The organism is Rhodanobacter sp. C03 (assembly GCF_002001175.1).
In the GTDB taxonomy this organism is placed as follows: Bacteria; Pseudomonadota; Gammaproteobacteria; order Xanthomonadales; family Rhodanobacteraceae; genus Rhodanobacter.
On the sequence record NZ_MUNT01000005.1, the window covers coordinates 120,550 to 142,843 of the forward strand.

Consider the following 22,294-nt stretch of genomic DNA (forward strand, 5'->3'; position numbering starts at 1 on the left):
CACTCCTCATGGGTTGTAGTTGCGCACGGCCACCAAGGCGGTGAACTCGCGCCGCAACATCTGATCGGCAAAACCCTGGTCACCCGGTTTGATCGGATGGGCCTTCGGCGCCGCGGGCTTGCTGATACCGTCAACGGCATAGACGTAAGCAATATCGCCAGCACCCAAGGTGTACAGCGGTATCTGGCCATCCATCAGGATGCTGACTTCAACGCTCTTGACTCCGCGCCACAGACAACCGGCCGCAGTCAAGGCATCGATCTCCACGGGTGGACAATCGACAGCGCCATCGACCTGCGCCGCGCTGAGAAAGCTGGTCCTGCCGCTGGCATCCTCGACTGCGTACTTGAAGTCCAACCGTTCGATACCTCGTACCAATTCATCCTCGGACGCGCCGGGTTGGACGCCATGACTGCCGGCCTTGAGACCCCCATTGATCCGGCGCATCAATGCACCGGTAAAAGGCGGCTTGCCGTTGTCGTCCACGCTGACCACTTTCAGGTAATAGGTAACCGTCTGGAAATCCCGATTGAGGTCGAAAACCTTCGGGGCGGACATCTGCGATGGAGCAACCGGACCGGCACCGGCGAAGTTGCCGCTGTCCGGCAAAGTGAGCACACCCGTAGCCGGCGAATAGGTGGCGGCGAAGATCTGCGCATTCGAACAATCTGCCAGCATGACCAGATCGCCATTGGCAAAGTTTGTCCTTGGAGGTTCGCCCGACCGCGGGTTCAGCGTGATCGAGGAAACACCTCCGGTGACCGTATCCGCAACCAGCGTGCTGCCACCCGTACTGCCAACGGCCCATCCATTCGAAGAATTGAGGTACCGCAGAGTCACCACAGCGGCACCCCTGATCCGGTCACCCGGGTTCGTGCCCATCGGCGGGAGGCCTGCAGCGCTGGGATCCACAGGTGTGCATGTAGTGAGCGTGCAGTCATAGCCACGCATGAAAAGGAAGGAGGGCATGCTATATGGCGTTGTCGGTGCCGCGGGATAACTGGTCGGACCACTGGCAACACCCCACGCCGTGGTGACATCTCCAAGCGCACCACTGGTTGCGCTCACCGCTGTGCCGACAAGATCTCTGGCAAAGACCTTCGGTGAGCGCAAGTGATCAAGCTGCGGAAGTCCGTCGCGTGGCTGAGCCACGCCGCCAGTGTTGTTGCAGTACAAGCCGTTGGTCATGCGCAGGTCGCGGCTGAGGCTGGTGATCGCAAAGCGCCCCTCTTCCTGCAGCCGTGCCAACTGGATCTGCGCCCTGTTGCTGTGGGATGTCGCGGCAAACACGGTGACGACACCCGCCGCCACGAACAAACCCAGTGCCATCGCCACCATCAACTCGATCAAGGTCACGCCATGTTGGCGACACATAGAGATAGCGCACCTCACGGTTGGAACTCCCAGCCAAAGGTCTGCGTGACATTGCCGCGATGGCTTTCATCTCCTGTCCCCGACTCGGACCAGCTGATGCTCATCGCACAATTGCCGCCATAAGGTGGCCGCAGATTGAACTGCGGCGTCGCGTCATAGCCCACACTGGCCCCGCCACCGCACTGGATGGTGGCACTGGGATTGGGCAGAAAGGTCTTGAGCTGGCGACTCCACAGCATCTGGTCGTGCATGGCCAAGGCAACCGGTCCGCACCCGGCACCAGATCCGCAACCCGGGGCGGAATCCGAGACGGGATAGGCATGGCTGTTGTAACTGCCATTCCAGACACCCACCGGATTGGCGCTCATGCGATTGGCCATGTTGCTGGCCAGAAACGTCACTTGAGTGCGCAGGTACGCGGCATGGTTGGAGCGTGTGGCCATCATCATCAGACCGGCCAGGCCGATCAGACCGACACTGAAGACAAGCACGGACATCATCACTTCGATCAATGAGGCGCCATGCTCGTGCGGCAAACTCCGCATGAAATCATCCCTGAAAGCGTTGCCTGCACTGTATCTGTCTGACCGGCTTCAACCAGCCCCAGCCGATGAACGGTAGGAATTTCCGGATAAGTGACTCACACGCACTCCGAGCATGGGAAGTCGCTGACATGAATCAACGACCGACGAGCAACAGAGCACTTGAGCGCGACAATCATGCGGCTACAGGGCGTGATTCACTCTCCACGTGAAGTGCTCACGGAGGCACACCGTATTGACTCGCGAAGAGCTTCAGCGTGCAGCCATTGCTGCAGGGATCTCGAATGACTGATGGCTGCGTGTAGAAACCCGGTCATATGCATCACGGGCTGCGGACACGCCGAGGCCGGGTATGCCTGTTGCAGACATATCCGGCCTCGGAGGAACTACTTGCATCGGTTCAAGAAGTCGCTCATCTCCTGAGCGACTCCCTCGGCACCAGGGAAAAGTGTCCGGGTTAAGCTATTTGAGAATCTCTCGCCAGTTGACCCGATTGAGCAGGTTGTTATCGCCAGGCTGCTTGATTTTTGCCGTCTGCGGCAACGATCCCGTCTGGCCATACAGGATCGAGTAAGTACCGTCTGGCAGCTGGATCATCTGCAATCCGGTGGTTGCCGTGTTGGTGGTAATGGATTGCATGAAATTGTTCGCACTATCCTGCAGCACGGATTGGCCGGTGGAAAAGTCCGCCGCATAGATGTTGCCTAGCAATGAACAAGGATCCGTAGAGGGAGTCATGCTGGCCCAGGCGATCACCGAAATGCCTGCGGCGGCATCCGGATTGACCACGATCCGCTCGGTTCCTCCGCCGGTACCCGCCGTGCCAGGCAGGTCGTAATACCAGCCAGTAGCGCTATCGCTCAGGTTCAGCGCCGTGACCAGCGGATTCGCCACCAACACACTGCGCCCCAATGGGGTACCCGTGGCTGATGGCGTGCTGCCTGTTCCATCGCGCAAGGCATACATGGATTGCTGCTGCGTATTGCTCAGGTCGCTGATATCAAGGAACTGGCCCGTGCCGACAAATACCCAGCGCAGCGTCCCCAATCCGGTGGAGTCAATGGAGAGCTCAATGCGTGGTGCGGTAGTGATCGGCTGCGCGGCTCCTGAAGGATCGGTGAGCGTGGCAAACAAGGTGGGCGTCGGGTAATTGGGTGTCGCGTTGCCGGAGGCATCAAGCGCCGGCTCCGACAGGTCGAAGCGCCACACGTTCCCCAACAGGTCACCGGCATATATCTGGTCGATCGTGCCGTTGCTCACATCCTGGGTATATCCGGTCGCCTGCGCCAAGCCGGCAGGACTGGTGGCACTGCCTGCGCCGGTGTCGATCTTCTGCAGCAGTGCACCGGTCTTCGCATTCAGCACATACAGGATGCCGTGACCCGCGAGCGTACCGCTGATGTTGTTGTAGCCCGAGGTCATCACCACGACCCAACCGTATTTGCGTGTCTTGACAATCAGCGGACGGCCGTAGCTGTAACCCATGTCAGGGTCGGTGAACTCCCACATGACCTTGCTTGTTGCGAGCTTCGTCTCGCCATTAGCCAATGTAGTACTGTCGCTTCCTGTCGTAGCGACGGCACCTGGCACCGTCGTGATGTTGAGCGCGTAAATCCCCTTGCCGCCCTTGCCCAGCCCACCGACCAGGATCGACTGCCAATTGGATGTCGCCGCGGTGGAGACGGTGGGATTCAGGCCCGTATAAGAAAAATCGATGTCGGCCACCTGCGGCGTGCTGTCGACATAGAAATGATGGTTGTACGGATTGGTGGAAACGCCGGTCTGATTCGCCAGAGCAGCAAGTCCATCGATCTGGGGCGTAGCGTTGGGGCCGTTGTAGAGCAGGCTCGGCACGTACGCAAACAGCTCGCTGCCGCCGCCAGTCACCGTGTTACCCGGTGCGACAGGGGGGTTGGAAAAATCGGCGGCGAAGGCATGCAGCATCCCGTCATTCGCGCCGACGTACACGACCGGCGCACGATTCGCAACCGACGTCGCAAAGGTTGTGTAGCCGGGATTTGTCGACTCCGAATAAGAAGGGGAAAGTGCGTTCTGAACCAGCACCGCCTGGGAATTCACGATATCGCCCAGGATGTAGCTGCGCGCGCGGTACGCCGACGTGCCTGTGCCGCCTGCTTCGTTGCTCCTGTCACCACGCAGGTAATTGAGCAAGCTGGCACTCCCCACGGCGGTCTGCTCGGCAGCAGACACGCTGGTGTAGCGGAAGGGCACACCAGCCTTCGTAGCATCGTTCCAGGTGAGGATGCGGCGTCCGGTGTTCCAGCCCACGACCGGTCCACCAGTGGGGTATTGAGTCAGGTTTTCCAGCTGTGTCTGCGCACTCCAGGTGTTGCCACCGGCAACGGCGGTGACATTGCCACCCGCTGCGGCGGTACCGACAAAGCCGTTGACATCGCCCACCCAACTGACGGGTTTGTACTGCACGTTGTAGATCGGAAAGCCCGCGACGGGCGAGTTGTAAGGGGCCACATTAGTCGGAATGGTAGTCAGCGCACGCGTCGATGTGACACTCGGCGCAGCACCACGGGCCACGCTGGTCGATGCCACACGATTGAAGATCTGCGTGAGTCCCGTCTGCAGCAGATCGGGTTGATTACCCTGGAAGAAATTATCCGGACGTAATGTGTTGGCGGCGGCAGTAGTCGAGTTGGTATGCCAGGTGAGAATGTTGGCGGGCTTTCCATCCCCATTGATATCGTTGAAGCCACCGTACTTGGCCGCCAGCCAATAAATATTCGGACCAGCCGTGGTGAGTTTAGTCGGGTTGTAGATTGCATTAGTTGTGCTGCTGCCATCGTAACTTCCGGGTTCCAGCACATCGACAGCATAGGTATCCACCGTCTGCTTGCCCAAAGTGGCCACTTTTTTCGGGTCGTCGTTGCGGATATCGTTGGTATGCGCGTAATAAGCCAAGCCGGGCATGTAATACGTCGCCTGATCGCCCCAGACCAGCCCTCCCAGCGGCGTTCCCAGTGCCGGGGCGGTGACGCCACTCCAGTATTGGGAGTAGCTTTGTGAGGCCGCAGACGCCCCTTTCTCTATAAGTGGAAGGTTGCCAAGCGCCGTGGTGTATTTGGTAGCGTCTACCGCCGGAACGGTGCCGTTGGCGGCAATGACGGGTAACCCACCGCCAACTACAGCACTCGTAAGGGTTCCCCCGGGAACCCCCGTATCATAGTGAGTGTGATCGTCACCAATCGTCACAATGGCATTCGCCTGGCAGGAATAACTGATCGGATCATTGGGAGGAGTTCCCGCAAACACCGGAAAGTTGGGGTCCAGACTGTTGGTGGCAGACAGGTTTTTTGTATAACTCTTGTCAAGCGGAACCTGCATGTAATAGGCAAGCGTCGCCCAATAAAGATCAGATATGGTGTCGTAGGTTTCGTAGCCTTTGCTTGTGTAGCCGAACTGGTTCAAGTAATTGATTGCGCCGGTTTGCGTGGCATTGCCACCACCAGGAGCCGTTGCCGTCGTGTCGGCCGTATCGGGGTTAGCAACGAATATTCCGGTGCTTGAGTCCCACTCCTTGTAAATGTTGTTTGTTCGCGCGCCATTGCCGTTGTACCCGGTGGGGCCATTATCGCGCAGCAAGGCACGCACGACACCATTGGCCTGTCCATTCCCGTTTCCGTTCAAAAACGCATAGGCCGACGCACCGACGCGTATCTTGGTGAAATTCTGTTGAATCAACCCCTCGGGCTTGGCGTAAACGCCAGCACCCACGTAATCCGTGCTGCCATGTGCAGAATTGCAATTACTCTCGAGTAAACCCGTCACGCAAACTTGAATCTGCGCATTATAAGTTTTCGTGTGATTTCCCGAGCTATTGGAGAAACTGGAGTTATCTGCAACCAGAAAGGTCGTTCCCATTCCACCTGATCTGAGATACACGGTACTCGATGAAAAAGTAGTGTCCCCAACCGTCGTTGCCCGAGTCACGTTTTTGTCCGGAAAATTGGTGCTGTAGCTTCCTTGTTGGGTCAAGTTTGAACGCAGCAACACAGTATTACTGCTGGTATCAACACCGCGATTGCCGCCGGTTAGCGCCTGACGGAATTCATCCAGTCCCGACATCGTGGCCCAGTTGAGCATGTTGCCGCTCCAATGCCCGGAGCAACTGGGACCAGTTTTGGTCTTCGGTGTGAACCACCCGTTGGTGCTGTCGTAGTCGTAACACTTGCCATTGTCGAAATAGCCCAGGTATTTCGTTGCCGAGGCGTAATCATTGGTTCCTTTATAGGCAGCCACAAGACCTGTCGGGAACTCCACCGAAAGCGCCATCATCAGGTTGGCGGGGACATTGGAAGCGCTGTAGACCGGGGTGTCGGCAAGTACGGTTGTGGCCGCTTGAGCATTGCCGCCGCCCACCACGGTCAGCATGAATGCCAGCAGCGCACATCCTGGGCCAGACGAAAGGAAAGAGCGAAGAGACTTGATCATGACCGCTTCCACAAAATGAGTGAGGAATCTATTGGAGCCGCGAACCGCGCTCTTGCCCTTTGACTGGAAAGGCTGTGCTGACCAATCTGCACCTGGATGACTTCCCCACATCCAATGCGCACCTGTCTGCCACCGTGCTGCCTAGCGCAATACGGTTTGTACGTATCCCATCGTGTTCTTTGGCCCAACGACCCCTACGGTCAAGCGGAATGCCGCATAGGCGCCCGAGGAAAACGGCGGCCCATTGTCCTTGGTCTGATTGGAACTGGAGCCACCCTGGATGGTCGCGCCCGGCACGATGCAAGTCACCGGACTGGCTGGCCCGACCGTTGGACACAGCCTTTCAACCACGTAATAGCCGTTATAGCCAGCGGGCAGACCGGTCAAAGTTGCTGTCTTGCCAAGATTGGTCGCCGGCAACGCCATCTGAGCTACCAGTACGTCCGGCAAACCGTTGGTATTTGAAGTGATAGGTAATTGGAGCGTGGCGTAGTACCCACCGGGTTGGTTACTGTCGCTGGTAGGCTCGCTGAAAGTCATGGTCAGCGCCTCCTGGTAGGCAAGCTCCCCCGCCTGGACCACGCTTTGCCGGAAAGCCAGGCTTCCCGCAATGGTGTTGCTCGCATCGACGGATCGCATCAGGGCCACCGCCGCGAGCAACGTTGCCACCAGCACGACGACGGCCACCAAGGTCGCGATCATGCCTTGCTGACGACGCGGGCCGCATCGATAACTCATGCTTACGTTTTTTGTGTTCATGTCGAGTGGGCTCAGAACCATTTGCTGATCATCGCGTTGCGAACCGGGATGGTGGTGTCGTAGACCTTGTAGCGGTATTGCGGCTGTGTAGTGATCGTGTATTGCAATGCTGCCGGGAGGTCACCGAACAACGTGAGGCTCGTCGCCCCCGTCTTATAGTCCGTAATCCGTTCCGGTAACCTGCTCTGCGCGACGACCGCCACGCGTACGGCCTGGATCTGGTTCACTGCATTGCTGGCAGCTATCGGGGTCGCCGTAAGTGCGCCGATGGCCCAGACACCCACGGGTTGCACCCATTTATCGATATAGTTTTGATCCGCGATGCCGCTGGTTCCATCGTGGATACCGTACAGCGCCTTGATCTGCACAATCCCGTCGGCAATCGGAATGGCCCCCGGCGCCGCGCCGTTTATCGGACGCTGCAGCAAGTCATACGTCACCAGCGAGCCGGTGAGGGTATTGACGCCGAAAAGACTGAGCACCGGAGCATTGCCCAAGTCGTAGACATTGGTCGCGTTCGTCATGCCGGTGCCGAGGCTGTTATTGGCATCCAGGGTGATGCTGTTCGCCGGTGAGGTGGGTGTATTAGTCGCCAGACCGACCGCGCACGAGCCATCGGTCCGGGTGCCCAGCAGGTAGTCACCCGCGAAGATGCCGTACGAATTGGTGACCCCCACCGTAACCGCATCGGGAGTGCTGCTGACGATCGCCTTGAACACGCGCCCCGCCGGGTTGCCACTCACCACGCCAATCACATCCGGTAACGCATTGCCGCTGCCATCGACACCCCCCTTGGCGATCAGGACCGGCATCGCCCGCGTGGTGGCCGGCCAGATAGCGAAAGGAGCGGCCACGGCCTTGGGGAGCTGCGCCGTACCCGCCGTCACCGCGTTGATGGGACAACCCCAGAGACCGTAGCTCTTGCCCTGCACCAGCCCGGAGCCGGCTGTGCGGATCTGACGCTCGAGTTCGTACAGAGAAAAACTGCCGTTCTGCTGGGCATCGTCGCCGCTGCTGGTGGTGCGCTTCTGGCCCTCGAACACTGCGAATGCCGCCATGATGGCCAGGGTGCAGATCAGGCTGATCAGGATGCCGATCATCAGCTCGATCAAGGAGAATCCACCGCTCCGTCCAGGTGACACCACCCGCCCGATATGCGGATGAATCCCGCACCGACTGCTGGAGCCCCTCTCAACGCGAAATTTGTGTGATCGAGACATAGTTATGGGGGCCGGCATCGTTGGGGGCTTCCCAGTTGACCGTGATGGTCGCGAGAAAAATGGGAGCGCCTTGGGGGGTAGTCGTTTGTGTAATGGCAATAGTCGGAGGATTCGCTGCCGCACCCGGCAAGCACCCCGTTGATGGGGTTGTGGAAGTGCAGTCGAGCGTGGCGGCCCATGCCGTGTAGTTGCTGCCGCCGCTACCGCCGCTACCGGCATATCTGGTGGCAAAGGTACTTCCCACGCCGAGATTGTCACCCCACATCTGTGCGATCACCTGGTCGGCCAGCATCGCGGCATCCGAGCGGTGTTTCGCATCGCCGGCGAGTTTGACCGCCGTACCCTGCAAAGCCACCATGCCCAGAATGCCGATGCTGAAAATGAGTATGGCAATCACGGCATCAAGCAGAACGAAGCCCGACGGTGAGCGTCGTCCGAAAACATGGCCAGATTTCATGCGCGCGGTTTTCACTGGCACCCCTGCGGGCTGGTGGCACTGAAGGTGATTAGCGGGTCGCACATCCGTACCATGCCACCGGGGGAGATCGTGGTGACCAGGCGCCTGGTGTTGGCCATCGTGCTGGATGCATCGATGCGCAAGAGCGATGTAGTGCCATAGGCGGTGGGACGCCCCAAAGCATTGAACGTGACGCCCGAAGCCGCGGTAGATGCGCCGGCAAGTGCTGTAGCAAGCGTGGTGGCGTCGGCAACCGCGGTGCTGGCCGTGATCTGCACGGCCGAAGCACCGCCGCTGGCTGTGAATACCTGAAGGGTGGTACCGCCGGCACAAGCCGTCGCGGTCGACGGGAGTACACAGACCGTCCAGTCAGCCGTACCTGCCGTATTCAGTTCGAATCGCACCGTGGTACCGCGCTGAGAGGCTTCGTTGCGCGCCTGCCGCAAACCGTTCTGGATGGATTCCGCGGCATTGCGGATACCGGTGTTGCGGATCCATGCCTGGTAGCTGGGAAACCCGAGCACCACCAGGATCGCGAGGATCACGATGGTGGTCATCAACTCGATCAGGCTGAAGCCCTGTTGGGACGACAGTTTCATTGGCAATCGCCACCTTTGCGAACAACCCAGCACGTTTCTCCATTGGTTCCCCATCCGGTCGCCACCGTGGGTGTGGTGCGGGCATTGGTGTCGTCGATCGAGAAGGAAAAGGCGGCGACCGTTGCCCCCCCATTCGCATTACCCTGCATGGTTGCGGTGTAGCCGCCATTGGCGTTTATCGTGCATGCAAGGGCGAAGTACTTGTAGTTGCTGGCCGCCGACGGCACACCGCAGACGCCTCCGTTACTGTAGGTGCGATTGTCCTGGTAATACTGCTCCATGAGGACCCGGTAGGCCGACAGCCCGTTGTAGGCTTCAGTCAGCTTGCCGCGGGTCACATAGTCCATGTAGCTGGGAACGGCGATGGCCGCGAGAATCGCGACGATGGCAACCACGATCATCAACTCGATCAGCGTGAATCCAGTCGCCAGTTTGCGATGTACAAGCATCTTCTTCATGGATCATCCCCTTGTGGCGTCAAACGCCGCACATCCGCCCTGTCACCGATCGCAATCCGCGCCTGCTTTGTGCACGAATTCCCCGAATACAGCTCAATAATGAGGAATTTCCCTACACATTGATACTGACCCGAACAATCGTTGAACAGCAAAACAACCGTTGCCGTGACAGGACTTGTACCAAATTTCCCCTGATCGCCCCTGCGCGCACTGTACCTTTCTGCCCTGCCCCGACCAGCCCCCAGCCGACCAGCGGTAGGATTTGTCCGACAAGCGGCCAGTCACAGCGACTGAAAGGTGACTGCAATCACCCGCGAGCGCGATATCGGTTTTCCGCCTGCCGAGGTGGAGAACGCCGCCCTGCACGAGGATGGCTCGCAACCTGACGCCGATCAATCAGGGCCCGGAAAACAAAAGCCCGCTTGCGCGGGCCTTTGGAATTCTGGTGCCGGAAATAGGAATCGAACCTACGACCTACGCATTACGAATGCGCCGCTCTACCAACTGAGCTATTCCGGCAAAGAGCCGCGGATTTTACGTTGTGGCAGGTCATGGCGCAAGCACGACGAACGGCAAGCGCAGCTAAATCAGAAGCTGGCCGCGGTATTGCCGCCGACCACGCGCAACTCCTTGGGCAGTGCGAACGTGATGTTCTCCGGCTCGCCGTCCAGCTCGCGCACGTTGCCGGCGCCCCACGACTGCAGGCGGGCGATCACGTCGCGCACCAGCTTTTCGGGAGCAGAGGCACCGGCGGTGAGGCCAATGTGCTTGACGCCGTCGAGCCAGCTGCGCTCAATGTGTTCGGCACCGTCGATCAGGAACGAGCGCACGCCCTGCTTCTCGGCCAGCTCGCGCAGACGGTTGGAATTGGAGCTGTTGACCGAGCCGACCACCAGCATCAGGTCCACTGCATCGGCGAGCCGACGCACCGCATCCTGGCGGTTCTGCGTGGCGTAGCAGATGTCGTCCTTGCGCGGACCTTCGACATCCGGAAACTTCGTGCGCAGTGCTTCGATGATCGCCTTGGTGTCATCCACCGACAACGTGGTCTGGGTGACATAGGACAGCAGGTGCGGGAATTTCGGCGCGAGTGTTTCCACGCACTCCAGCGATTCCACCAGCAGGATCTCGCCGGTGTTGGCTGTATTCCACTGCCCCATGGTGCCTTCGACTTCCGGATGGCCGGCGTGGCCGATCAGCACAACGCTGCGGCCGATGCGGCCCAGCCGTGCCACTTCCATATGCACCTTGGTGACCAGTGGACAGGTGGCATCGAACACCTTGAGGTGGCGTTGTTCGGCTTCCTCGCGCACCGCCTGCGACACGCCATGCGCGCTGAAGATCACGGTGGCGCCATCCGGCACCTCATGCAGCTCCTCGACGAATACCGCACCATCGGCGCGCAGCTTGTCGACGACGTAGCGGTTGTGCACTACCTCGTGCCGCACGTAGATCGGTGCACCCCACGACTCCAGCGCACGCTCGACGATGGCGATGGCACGATCGACGCCAGCGCAGAAACCACGGGGATTGGCGAGCAGGATGTCCATGTTGCCTCGGATGCGTTGGATTCTTTGTAGGAGCGGCTTCAGCCGCGAAATCCCGCAACCGGAGCCTGATCGCGGCTGAAGCCGCTCCTACAGGAATTGGAGAACCCGCAGATTATCGCACGCTGTCTGCCGGCTTGCCGGCGAACAAGCCGAACGCGACCAACAGCACGGCACCCACGGTGATGCCGCAGTCGGCGAGGTTGAATACCGGGTAGTTCCATTGGTGGAAGTACACATGGATGAAGTCGGTGACCTGGGTCGCATGCAGGCGATCTATCAGGTTGCCGACTGCTCCGCCGACGACCAGTGCCAACGGCATGCCGGTGCGCCAGTCACGTCTCGGCGTACGCGCCAGCCACACCACCAGCACCGCGCTGATCACCAGCGCCAGCAGCACGAAGAACCAGCGCTGCCAGCCGCTGCCATCGGCCAGAAAACTGAAAGCCGCGCCGCGGTTGAACGCCAGCGTCCAGTTCAGGAAGCCCGGAATCACCGGATGGGGCACGCCCTCCGGCTGCAACGCACTTACCGCCCACCACTTGCTGAGCTGATCGAGCCCGATGACCACGGCGGACAGCCACAGCCAGATGAGTGCATTGGGTTTGGTGGTCATGAGGCGTGGATTACCAGATAAGTGACTTGAACAGCGATGGACAGGGAATCGTCGTACGAGGGCACCCTGTGCGCGATGCTCTTTGTCGATGATCAGAGCAAAAGCATCGCGCACAGGGTGCGCTCCTACGGGGCCGATCAGAACCAGCGGCGATTCTCTCCAGGGCCTTCGACATTGCTGACGCAGCGGCCGCACAGCTCGGGATGCTCGGCATGGCTCCCGACGTCCGCGCGACGATGCCAGCAACGTACGCACTTCGCCGCATCGCTGACCGTGGCCGACACCCACACATCGGCACCTTCCAGCTCGGTCAGCACGGCATTCTCCGGCTGGCCACCGGCCAGATCGAGGCGCAGCTCCGAGGTGATGAAGAAGAAGCGCAGTTCGTCCGCGGCCGGCGCATAACGCGCCACCGTCGCGACGTCGGCATGGATCGCCAGCTTCGCTTCCAGCGCTGCACCAATCTGCTCGGCCTTGCGCATGCCTTCGAGCACGCGCGAGGCAGTGTCGCGGATCGCCAGCAGGTCGGCCCAGTAGCGGCGTTGCTCAGGCGAATTCTGCGCGGCGGCGAGTCCGTCGTACCAGGTTTCGAACAGCACGCTGTCGCTGCGCTTGTCCGGCCCGCTCGTATCAGGCATGGCCTGCCAGATTTCCTCGGCGGTGAAGCTCAGCACCGGTGCCAGCCAGCGCACCAGCGCTTCGGCGATGCGATACATAGCGCTCTGCGCGCTGCGGCGGCCGTGGCTGTTGGTCGGCATGGTGTACAGCCGGTCCTTGGTGATGTCGAGATACAACGCGCCCAGCTCGTTGGTGCAGAAGTTCTGCACGCGCGCCACGATCTCCGGGAAGTCGTAACGCTCGTATGCGGCCAACACAGCCTGCTGCACGTCATACGCCTGCTGGATCGCCCACTGGTCCAGCAACAGGCTGTCTTCGACCGACACCAGATGTTTGGTCGGATCGAAACCATCCAGATTGCCGAGCAGGAACTTCGCCGTATTGCGGATGCGCCGGTATGTGTCGGAGACGCGCTTGAGGATCTCGTCGGAGACGGTCATCTCGTTGCGGTAGTCGGCCGAGGCCACCCACAGTCGCAGGATGTCGGCGCCGAGCGTGTCCATCACCTTCTGCGGCGCAACCACGTTGCCCAGCGACTTGGACATCTTGCGGCCGTTCGCATCGACCGCAAACCCATGCGTGAGCACATCGTTGTAAGGCGCGCGACCGTGGATCGCCGACGAAGTCAGCAAGGACGACTGGAACCAGCCGCGATGCTGGTCGGAACCTTCCAGATACATCACCTTGTATTGCTTGGCCGTGCCCTGCTGCAGTTCCGGTCGCTGGCCGATCACCGCGTAGTGGGTGACGCCCGAATCGAACCAGACGTCCAGCACGTCGGTGACTTTTTCGTAGTCGTCCGCCTGATCGCCAAGCAGCTCGGCCGGATCCAGCGTGAACCACGCATCGACGCCGCCCTGCTCCACTTTCTTCGCGACCTGCTCCAGCAGCGCGACGGAATCCGGATGCGGCTCCTGCGTCGCCTTGTGCACGAACAGCGCAATCGGCACGCCCCAGGTGCGCTGACGCGAGATGCACCAATCGGGGCGCCCGGCCACCATGCCGGCGATGCGCTCCTCGCCCCAGCCTGGCACCCAGCGCACATCCTTGATCGAGGCCAGCGCGGTCTTGCGCAGATCCGCCTGTTCCATCGAGATGAACCACTGCGGCGTGGTGCGATAGATCACCGGTGTCTTGTGGCGCCAGCAGTTCGGATAGCTGTGCTCGATCTTCGCAAACGCCAGCAGCACGCCACGGCGACGCAACAGATCGACGATCGCGTCGTTCGCCTTCCAGATATGCATCCCGGCCAGCTCGAGACCGTCGGCCGCAGGGGTATCGGCGCGATAAGTGCCGCGCGACTCGATGTAGTTGAGCAGGTCGATGCCGTATTCGCGCGCCACAACGAAATCCTCGACGCCGTGGTCGGGCGAGGTATGCACGGCGCCGGTGCCGTCTTCGGCCGAGACGTGCTCACCGAGAATCACCGGCACCTGACGCGGATAGAACGGATGATGGAGTTGGGCACCTTCCAGCACCTGGCCGGTCACGTGGCCAAGCACCACGGCATGCTCCAGGCCATAACGCTGCGCCACCTTGTCGACCAGCGCACTGGCGATCACCAGCAGCACGCGCTTGCCATCGCGCGACGGCCCTTCGATCAGCGCGTATTCAAGCCCGGCACCCAGCGATACCGCCTGGCTTTCCGGCAGCGTCCACGGCGTGGTGGTCCAGATCGGGATGGCGACGATCGCATCGACCGCATCCATACCGAACTTCGCCGCCAGTGCTTTCGCATCGACCGCGTCGTAAGCCACGTCCACTGCCGGCGAGACCTTGTCGCCGTACTCGATTTCCGCTTCGGCCAGCGCCGAGCCGCAGTCGAAGCACCAGTACACCGGCTTGGCACCACGCACCACGTGACCGTTCGACACGATGCGCGCCAGCGCGCGCAGCATGTCGGCCTCGTACTTGAAGTCCATCGTGCGGTACGGCCGCTGCCAGTCACCGAGCACGCCCAACCGTTTGAAGTCGGTGCGCTGGGTATCGACCTGCTCGGCCGCGTATTCGCGGCACTTCTGCCGGAACGCAGCAGCATCGAGCTTGTCGCCCGGCTTGCCGAACTTCTTCTCGACCGCGATCTCGATCGGCAGGCCGTGGCAATCCCAGCCCGGCACGTAAGGTGCGCGATGGCCGGCCAGCAGCTTGGACTTGACCGTGATGTCCTTGAGGATCTTGTTGACCGCGTGGCCGATGTGGATCGAACCGTTCGCATACGGCGGCCCGTCATGCAGCACGAAGACGTTGTCGCGATCGGCGGTCTTCTGCTGGATCTGCGCATAGCGGTCGATCCGCTCCCACTCGGCCAGCCAGACCGGCTCGCGCTTGGGCAGGTCGCCGCGCATCGGGAAATCCGTCTGCGGCAGGTTGATCGTGCTCTTGTAATCGTGGGTCATCAGCGTGTGTATCGTCAGGTTATGCGTATGTAGCGTCGTTGTTTGGCGACGTCGTACAGAGCGAAGCAGCGGGGAGCAGGAAGGCCAGACAAAATAGCCGATCAGGGCGTCTCAATGAACGGATTGCATATCCGAAGTTGTCGATCAATCAGCAATCCGTGCTGCATATCCTCCGAATAAAGCCGACCGCAGCCAGCCAGCAAAGCCGCCGAAGCAATCATCGCGTCATAGACCGACAATCCATAACGCTCCGCCAGGCGCCGACCCGTGTCGTGGGTCTGTATCGTCAAGGCTTCGACCGCACATGCCGCGCGCAATCCGGCGAGTACCTCATCGGTCTCGGCCCATGTCATGCCCAACTTGCAGCGGGCCACGTTCGTCACCTCGTTCAACACCTGCACGCTGACGACACCGCCATCGGCAATCACCGCTTCAGCCCGGTCGGCTTTGGCCGAATCCGACGACAGCAGGTACAAGGCAATATTGCTGTCGATGAAGACCTTAGCGCTCATGCGCAGCATCACGTTCGAATACAAAGTCCGCCGGAAGTCGTCCGCGGAATTTGCGCAGTCGCTGCAGCAGCTCCAGCTTGCCAGGGGTTTTCTTTACCTCGAACGAGCGCGCCCCGGCAACATGCACCTCGATGTCGTCACCATCACGCAGCTCGAGTGCCTCGACCACAGCAGCAGGCAACCGGATGGCCAGACTGTTGCCCCACTTGGAAACCTGCATGGCGCGCCTCCGTATGGATATACATTTCTATACGTATATCCTACGAAGGGCCCCGGCTGAAGTCAACGACCACACACCGAGCACTCACGCCTCGACGAGGCGGGGATTCATCCCCAGCAGCTCGCGTGCCATGCGGGAATCGATATGCATCTGCGCCTTGAGCGTCTTCAGCCCGTCGAACTTCTGCTCGTCGCGCAGCTTGGCCACAAACTCCACTGCCATGCGCTGGCCATAAAGGTCGCCATCGAAATCGAACAGATGCACTTCCAGCAAGGGCTCGTCGACCTGGTTCACTGTCGGGCGCACACCGAGACTGGCCACGCCAGGCCAGCTGCATTCGCCCTCGCCCAGTCCCACGCGCACCGCAAAGATGCCCTGGACCGGGCTGACCCGCTGCTGCAGGTGGATATTGGCGGTGGGATAGCCGAGGGTGCGCCCAAGCTGGTTGCCATACTCCACCTTGCCCTCGATCACGAACGGCCGGCCCAGCAACGGCTCCGCACCGGAAAACTCGCCGGCAGCGAGCAGCGCACGCACCCGGCTCGCCGAGACGCGGGCGCCATCGAGCTGCACCGGCGGCATCGGGCAGGCGGCAAAGCCGAGCTGCGCGCCCATCCGCTCCAGCATCGGGACATCGCCGCCGCGCTTATGGCCGAAACGGAAATCGCCGCCCACCCACACTTCGCGCGCCGCCAGTCGCTCGACCAGCACGCGCCGCACAAAGTCCTCAGCCGACATCGCCGTCAACGCCTGGTTGAAGCGCAACAGCAGCGTGTGCTCCATGCCGGCGGCAGCGAAACCACGCAGCTTTTCGCGCACGCTGGACAACCGCGGCACCGGCTCGGTGGAAAAGTATGCGCGTGGCAGCGGCTCGAAACTCACCACGATCGGGCGGCAGTCGAGCGCCTGCGCACGCTCGTGCACCTGCGTCAGCAGCGCCTGATGGCCGCGATGCAGGCCATCGAACGCACCGACCGCAATCACGCTGCCGCGCGGCGCCAGGCAAGGGCCCGTGACATCCCTGGAAAGTCTCATCATGACGTGAGTATAACGGGCGCCACCGTCGCGTCGGGAGCGTACGAGCGACGGCTGGGCGACATCACACCTCTGACATCAGGCGACCCACAGGCCGCCCAGGCGAAGGCTGCTGGAAAACAACGCATCCGCGCAGGATCGATAGTTACTTACAGGATCGATAGCTACTTATTAATAGCTACTTATTAAATGTGGACAGAGACCGGACCGCGTGCAAACCCTCCACCTGGGCAATGCCCTACCTTCAAGATCCGGAAGCTTGCATACCCGCCAGGGTTCGGCGGAGCACGTGCATTGGCCGCAGCCACCGGCCGGATGAGCGCCCGAATGTGTCAAAATGCGCGCGTCATGATTGCCCTGATCAACGGCGCACCAGGCCCAGACCGCCCGCCGTCGCCTAAATGATTGACGCAGCGGCAAATCGACCGCATAATTGGCGTCTTTTTCCAACCTCAACCCTGCATTCCGGAGTTCTACCTTGGCCAACATCAAGTCCGCGAAGAAGCGCGCGCGCCAGTCCGAACAGCGCCGCCTGCGCAACATCAGCGCCCGCTCCATGGTCCGCACCGCCCTGAAAAAGGTCGTCAAGGCCATCGAGGCCAAGGACAAGGCCGGCGCCATCGCCGCGTTCACCGTCGCCCAGCCGGTGATGGATCGTTACGCCGCCCGCGGCCTGATCCACAAGAACAAGGCTGCCCGTCACAAGAGCCGCCTCAACGCGAAGATCCGCGAACTGGCGTAAGCCGGGGCGCGATTCGAGTTGCAATGAACAAGCCGGCGCAAGCCGGCTTTTTCGTGCGCGGAAAATGCCGCCGGCACAACCGGGCCTTTTCGTGGTTTGAAATGCCATTCTGGCCCGCGCGTCAATCCTGCATGCAAGCCAGTCTGACTGGGCTCACATGCGACCAAAGGGTTGGCAGTTCTGCTCCTGGCAACTAGGCCAAAGCACGCCAGTGCCACCGAGCTACTACCAGGTCGCTTGTGGCATCTGATTGCGCAACCATTCGGTAATGGCATAGGTTTCGACTGGAAAGCCAGTGCATCAATTAGGGAGTGATTGCCATGACCGCTAGCTTGTCCGTCGCGCCCCTTTTTCTTCTCTCCATCGCTGCACTTGCCCTTCCCGGAACCGGAAAGGCGCAGGACCGCGCAGCGGCCGCCGATACCAGTCATGTAGCGCCACTCTACGATTCAGACGCCGACATCGGCCAGGTGCAGTCGTCCGCCTTCAATACCCCGGAAGCCGATGGTCGGCCCGGCGAATATTATTTCGACCTCGGCGCGCAGGCCGCCGGACACAAGGACTATGCGCACGCCATCGCCATGTACAAGGTCGCCGCCTCGTGGGCCTACAAACCGGCCGAATACAACCTGGGCGTGATGTATCTGAGTGGTCAGGGCGCCCCGGTGGATCTGCCGCGCGCCCTGGCATGGATGGCCCTGGCCGCCGAACGCAACGATCCGCAATACGTCAAGGCGCGCGACCTGATCAATGCGCACCTGAGCGATGCGCAGTTCAACCAGGCCAATGTGATCATGGACCAGCTGTTGCCGACGTACGGCGACAAGGTTGCGCTGGTCCGCGCCGAGACACGCTGGACCGCAGTTCGCGCCGCCGCCACCGGCTCACGCGTGGGGTCGGCCGCCAGCCCCATGCAGGTCGGCGCCGTCGCGGGTGATCCAACCCACATGCGGGCCGCAAACTATGATTTCCACGATGGCGGTCACATCGAGACCTCAGCGTCTGAAGTGGCAGGGACCCATCAAACGGACGGCGCGATCGCGTATCAGCAGCTGCGTGCAAGCAACAACCCATATGACCCGAAATTCAAGTGGCAACCCGGCTCAACCGGGACGATCACGGTCGAGCCTTTGGTCCAGGTCAGGAAGAGCGACGTGGAAAGACCTGCTACTTCAGGCAGCGCTCAGTCGACGGGCAATTCCAACCGTTGAAGGTGACCCTGCGCAGGGCATGCGTGCATGTGTCGAAAGTACACTCATGCATTCCGTCAAACGGTGGAATGCACGCATCGGCGGTCAACGCGACACTGTCTTTACTTGGCGCGCGAACGGAACTCCAGCGGCATCGCTCCCGTCTGCGCCGCCGCTGGCGGCTTCGGCCCACAAGCACCGCAGGTGCTGCAGCCGTCGCTGCAATTGCCGGTGGCCTGCTTCGGCTGCAGGCGTTGCCCGAAAGCGCGCACCCATGCGGTACGGCCGGAACGGCTGAAATGAATCGAAGCCGCCGCCAGCCAGCGGTTGGTGAGACTAGGCGCCAGCTTGCGCAACACGATCAGCGCACTGGCCAGCACGACCAGGCCGATCACCGCGTATTGCACCAGCAGGCTCGTGCTCATGTCAGCATCCTCGCCACCTGGTAGACGATGAACGACGCGGCGTAGGCCATGCCGAACATGTAGCCGAACGAGATCGTCACGTTGCGCCAGGAATTGGTCTCGCGGCGGATCACTGCCAGCGTCGACATGCATTGCGGCGCATACGCGAACCACACCAGCAGGGACAGCGCGCTGGCCAGCGAGATCTGGCCAGCCAGCGCATGGCCCAGACCACCGCTCGCCTCACCGCCGACCAGATACACGGTAGCCAGCGCCGCCACCGCCGTCTCGCGCGCAGCGAATGCGGGAATCAGCGCCAGGCTGATCTGCCAGTTGAAGCCGATCGGCGCAAAGATGTATTGCAAGCCACGCCCGATATAGCCGGCAAAGCTGTAATTGATCGCCGGCCCGGTCGCGCCTGCCGGCGGCGACGGGAAGGTGGAGATGAACCACATCAGCACGGTCAGCCCCAAAATCACGCCGGTCAGGCGCTTCAGGAAGATCGCGCCGCGCTCGTACAAGCCGATCACCACGTCGCGCAGCTTCGGCATCCGGTACGACGGCAGCTCCATCAGCAAGGCATGCTCGCTCTTGTCGCGACGGATGCGCTTCATCACCCAGCCCACCGCCATCGCGCCGAGGATGCCCACCAGGTACAGCGAGAACAGCACGATGCCCTGCAGGTTGAACACACCAAACACATAGCGGATCGGAATGAAGGCGCCGATCAGCAAGGCATACACCGGCAGGCGCGCCGAGCAGGTCATCAGCGGCGCGATCAGGATCGTCGCCAGACGGTCGCGCGGATCCTGGATGCTGCGTGTGCCCATGATGCCGGGGATCGCGCAGGCGAAACTCGACAGCAGCGGAATGAACGAGCGTCCGGTCAGCCCCACCGACAGCATCAGGCGATCGAGCAGGAATGCCGCACGCGGCAGGTAACCGGATTCCTCCAGCACCAGGATGAAGAAGAACAGCACCAGGATCACCGGCAGGAAACCGAGCACGGTGCCGATGCCGCCGAACAGGCCATTGGTGACCAGACTCTGCAGCGGCCCGGCCGGCATCAGCGCGGCAACGTGTTCACCCAGCCAGCCGAAACCTCCCCCGATCAGGTCGCTCATCGGCTTGCCCGCGGCATACACCGCCTGGAACACCAGGAACATCACCACGGCGAGAATCAGCAGCCCGAATACCGGGTGCAACGCCCACCGATCGAGCGCATCGTCGAGCGCCGCGGTGGTGCGTGGCATGGTCACCGTCGCGGTCAGGATGTCGCGCACCTGTGCATGCAGATCGGCGCGGCTGGCCGCATCGTCCGGCTGTGCCGGCGCCGCGGCAGGTACTTCGCCGTCAACCCGTTCGATCAGCGCCTTCGCACCACCACGCTTCACCGCAATGGTTTCCACCACCGGCAGGCCGAGCCGGCGCTGCAGCTCAGGCACGTCGATGACGATGCCACGCTGGCGCGCCGTGTCCATCATGTTCAACGCCAGCACCACCGGGCGACCGAGGCGTTTCACCTCCAGCACGAAACGCAGGTGCAGGCGCAGGTTTGTGGCGTCGGCCACGCAGATGATCAGATCCGGCGCCGCCTCGCCCGGGTAGTTGCCGGCGCAGACGTCGCGGGTGATCTGCTCGTCCGGGCTGTTTGCCTCGAAGCTGTAGGTACCCGGCAAATCGAGTATCTGCAGCACCCGACCGGAAGGCGCGGTGAAGCGGCCCTCTTTGCGCTCGACGGTGACACCGGCATAGTTCGCCACCTTCTGCCGGCCACCGGTGAGCTGGTTGAACAGCGCAGTCTTGCCGCAGTTCGGGTTGCCGACCAGGGCGATCCGCAATGTCGAGGCACTCATGCCGCCACCTCGCTGCGTACGCTGACCCGGGCTGCCTCGGCACGGCGCAAGGCAAAACGGGTGTAGCCGATCTGGATCAGCACCGGATCGCCGCCCATCGGCCCGATCGCCACCACCCGCACCGGCTCGCCGTCGACGAAACCCAGGTCACGCAAACGCTGCGCAATCGGATCCGCCGCATGCGCATCGTGCACGCGGTCGACCACGGCGGGAGCACCTTTGGGCAATTCGGACAAACGCACGGGCGGTTTCACAAATAAGAATTGTTCGCATTGTAACCCTTTGGTCGCATTACTGCATCTGGTCGAACTTCCCGCTGATGGCAGCATCTATCATGGCGTTCTTTGCGGGGACGACCGATGACCGATTCCATCCTGAACGAGCGCCGTGGCGCGGTTGCCTGGCTCACCCTGAACCGCCCGCAGATCCACAACGCGTTCGACGACACGCTGATCGCCGCACTCACCGAGGCGCTGGCACAGGCTGACGCCGATCCGGCCGTGCGTGCGGTGGTGCTGAGCGGCAACGGCAGCTGCTTCTCCGCCGGTGCCGACCTCAACTGGATGCGCGGCATGGCCCGTGCCAGCGAGCAGGAAAACCGCGAGGACTCGCTGCGTCTGGCGCACCTGATGCGCAACCTGCAATTCCTGTCCAAGCCGACCATCGCGCGGGTCAACGGCGCCGCCTACGGTGGCGGCGTGGGCCTGGTCGCCTGCTGCGATATCGCGATCGGCGTCGACACCGCCAAGTTCGCGCTGTCGGAAGTAAAGCTGGGACTGGTACCCGCGGTGATCTCACCGTACGTGATCGCCGCGATCGGCCTGCGCGAGGCGCGCCGGCTGTTCATCACCGGCGAGGTGTTCGAGGCCGACGTCGCCGCGCGGATCGGACTGCTGCACGCCGTCGTGCCGGCAAGCGGACTGGACGAAGCGATCGAGCGCCAGTTGTACCTGCTGGCCAAGGCCGGTCCGCTGGCACAGCGCGAGGCGAAGCAGCTGGCCTTGCGCATCGGCGGTGCCGACCGCGTCCAGGCCGAACGCATCGACCAAGCCAACGCCGAACTGATCGCGCGCCTGCGCGTCTCGACGGAAGGTCAGCACGGCCTCGGCGCCTTCCTCGACAAGCGCGCGCCGGCATGGGTGGGGCATTCGTAGGAGCGCACCCTGTGCGCGATTGCCTTCGCGAGATACATCAAGAGCCATCGCGCACAGGGTTGTGCTCCTGCACACTCCGAGCAATCTGCTAGCTTTAGGTGATTTGCATCGACACGAACGGTTCCGGGAAT

Annotated in this window: 20 protein-coding genes and 1 tRNA gene; 3 read left to right on the forward strand and 18 right to left on the reverse strand. The window is 61.6% G+C overall.

Annotated elements, in window-relative coordinates:
• Nucleotides 1–6 precede the first annotated feature (6 nt).
• The 15 genes from B0E48_RS07325 to B0E48_RS07390 form a co-directional block, all read right to left on the reverse strand.
• Nucleotides 7–1,374 (reverse strand): PilW family protein, encoded by a 1,368-nt coding sequence (locus tag B0E48_RS07325; protein WP_077517412.1) that lies wholly within the window; start codon nucleotides 1,372–1,374, stop codon nucleotides 7–9.
• A 14-nt stretch (nucleotides 1,375–1,388) separates the two neighbouring features.
• Nucleotides 1,389–1,919 (reverse strand): type IV pilus modification protein PilV, encoded by a 531-nt coding sequence (pilV, locus tag B0E48_RS07330; RefSeq protein WP_077517414.1) that lies wholly within the window; start codon nucleotides 1,917–1,919, stop codon nucleotides 1,389–1,391.
• 459 nt (nucleotides 1,920–2,378) lie between these two features.
• A complete protein-coding gene (locus B0E48_RS07335; RefSeq protein ID WP_168170310.1) occupies nucleotides 2,379–6,380 on the reverse strand; it encodes a PilC/PilY family type IV pilus protein in 4,002 nt (1,333 codons plus the stop codon).
• Between the two features lie 141 nt (nucleotides 6,381–6,521).
• Nucleotides 6,522–7,139 (reverse strand): hypothetical protein, encoded by a 618-nt coding sequence (locus B0E48_RS07340; protein WP_139350195.1) that lies wholly within the window; start codon nucleotides 7,137–7,139, stop codon nucleotides 6,522–6,524.
• Nucleotides 7,140–7,150: 11 nt separating this feature from the next.
• Nucleotides 7,151–8,251 carry a PilW family protein gene (locus B0E48_RS07345; protein ID WP_168170311.1) on the reverse strand — a complete coding sequence of 367 codons (1,101 nt, stop codon included), beginning with the start codon at nucleotides 8,249–8,251 and terminating at the stop codon, nucleotides 7,151–7,153.
• 79 nt (nucleotides 8,252–8,330) lie between these two features.
• Nucleotides 8,331–8,831, reverse strand: coding sequence for a hypothetical protein (locus B0E48_RS17755; RefSeq protein ID WP_168170312.1), 501 nt, complete (start codon nucleotides 8,829–8,831; stop codon nucleotides 8,331–8,333).
• On the reverse strand, nucleotides 8,828–9,415 hold the full coding sequence (locus B0E48_RS07350; RefSeq protein ID WP_168170316.1) for a GspH/FimT family pseudopilin: 588 nt from the start codon (nucleotides 9,413–9,415) through the stop codon (nucleotides 8,828–8,830). Before B0E48_RS07350 ends, B0E48_RS17755 begins: the two co-directional genes overlap by 4 nt.
• Nucleotides 9,412–9,864 carry a type IV pilin protein gene (locus tag B0E48_RS07355; protein ID WP_077517663.1) on the reverse strand — a complete coding sequence of 151 codons (453 nt, stop codon included), beginning with the start codon at nucleotides 9,862–9,864 and terminating at the stop codon, nucleotides 9,412–9,414. The genes B0E48_RS07350 and B0E48_RS07355 overlap by 4 nt, the downstream gene beginning before the upstream one ends.
• A 452-nt stretch (nucleotides 9,865–10,316) precedes the next feature.
• A tRNA-Thr gene (locus B0E48_RS07360) sits at nucleotides 10,317–10,392 on the reverse strand.
• Nucleotides 10,393–10,460: 68 nt separating this feature from the next.
• Nucleotides 10,461–11,423: a 4-hydroxy-3-methylbut-2-enyl diphosphate reductase gene (gene ispH / locus B0E48_RS07365; protein ID WP_077517424.1), complete on the reverse strand. Its 963-nt coding sequence runs from the start codon at nucleotides 11,421–11,423 to the stop codon at nucleotides 10,461–10,463.
• A 112-nt stretch (nucleotides 11,424–11,535) separates the two neighbouring features.
• Nucleotides 11,536–12,036, reverse strand: coding sequence for a signal peptidase II (gene lspA / locus B0E48_RS07370; RefSeq protein WP_077517426.1), 501 nt, complete (start codon nucleotides 12,034–12,036; stop codon nucleotides 11,536–11,538).
• Nucleotides 12,037–12,173: 137 nt separating this feature from the next.
• The gene (ileS, locus tag B0E48_RS07375) at nucleotides 12,174–15,050 is read right to left on the reverse strand and encodes an isoleucine--tRNA ligase (protein WP_077517428.1); all 2,877 of its coding nucleotides are present in this window, start codon (nucleotides 15,048–15,050) and stop codon (nucleotides 12,174–12,176) included.
• A 101-nt stretch (nucleotides 15,051–15,151) separates the two neighbouring features.
• A complete protein-coding gene (locus B0E48_RS07380; RefSeq protein ID WP_217317866.1) occupies nucleotides 15,152–15,571 on the reverse strand; it encodes a PIN domain-containing protein in 420 nt (139 codons plus the stop codon).
• The gene (locus B0E48_RS07385; RefSeq protein WP_077517430.1) at nucleotides 15,552–15,782 is read right to left on the reverse strand and encodes an AbrB/MazE/SpoVT family DNA-binding domain-containing protein; all 231 of its coding nucleotides are present in this window, start codon (nucleotides 15,780–15,782) and stop codon (nucleotides 15,552–15,554) included. Before B0E48_RS07385 ends, B0E48_RS07380 begins: the two co-directional genes overlap by 20 nt.
• 84 nt (nucleotides 15,783–15,866) lie before the next feature.
• Nucleotides 15,867–16,820 carry a bifunctional riboflavin kinase/FAD synthetase gene (locus tag B0E48_RS07390; RefSeq protein ID WP_077517432.1) on the reverse strand — a complete coding sequence of 318 codons (954 nt, stop codon included), beginning with the start codon at nucleotides 16,818–16,820 and terminating at the stop codon, nucleotides 15,867–15,869.
• Between the two features lie 475 nt (nucleotides 16,821–17,295).
• Between B0E48_RS07390 and rpsT the strand changes: the two genes are divergently transcribed.
• A complete protein-coding gene (gene rpsT, locus B0E48_RS07395; RefSeq protein ID WP_072760571.1) occupies nucleotides 17,296–17,559 on the forward strand; it encodes a 30S ribosomal protein S20 in 264 nt (87 codons plus the stop codon).
• A gap of 320 nt (nucleotides 17,560–17,879) precedes the next feature.
• Entirely contained in the window at nucleotides 17,880–18,770 is an 891-nt protein-coding gene (locus B0E48_RS07400) for a sel1 repeat family protein (RefSeq protein WP_077517434.1), read from the forward strand.
• Nucleotides 18,771–18,871: 101 nt separating this feature from the next.
• Here B0E48_RS07400 and B0E48_RS07405 read toward each other — a convergent pair whose 3' ends face one another.
• The 3 genes from B0E48_RS07405 to B0E48_RS07415 are packed head-to-tail and all read right to left on the reverse strand — an operon-like array spanning nucleotide 18,872 to nucleotide 21,251.
• Complete coding sequence (locus B0E48_RS07405; protein WP_077517436.1) at nucleotides 18,872–19,174, reverse strand: DUF6587 family protein; 303 nt, start codon at nucleotides 19,172–19,174, stop codon at nucleotides 18,872–18,874.
• Nucleotides 19,171–21,009 carry a ferrous iron transporter B gene (locus B0E48_RS07410; RefSeq protein ID WP_077517438.1) on the reverse strand — a complete coding sequence of 613 codons (1,839 nt, stop codon included), beginning with the start codon at nucleotides 21,007–21,009 and terminating at the stop codon, nucleotides 19,171–19,173. Before B0E48_RS07410 ends, B0E48_RS07405 begins: the two co-directional genes overlap by 4 nt.
• Nucleotides 21,006–21,251, reverse strand: coding sequence for a FeoA family protein (locus B0E48_RS07415; RefSeq protein ID WP_077517665.1), 246 nt, complete (start codon nucleotides 21,249–21,251; stop codon nucleotides 21,006–21,008). Before B0E48_RS07415 ends, B0E48_RS07410 begins: the two co-directional genes overlap by 4 nt.
• A gap of 117 nt (nucleotides 21,252–21,368) precedes the next feature.
• Here B0E48_RS07415 and B0E48_RS07420 point away from each other — a divergent pair, with 117 nt between their 5' ends.
• Entirely contained in the window at nucleotides 21,369–22,163 is a 795-nt protein-coding gene (locus tag B0E48_RS07420; RefSeq protein WP_077517440.1) for an enoyl-CoA hydratase/isomerase family protein, read from the forward strand.
• The last annotated feature ends 131 nt before the right edge of the window (nucleotides 22,164–22,294 follow it).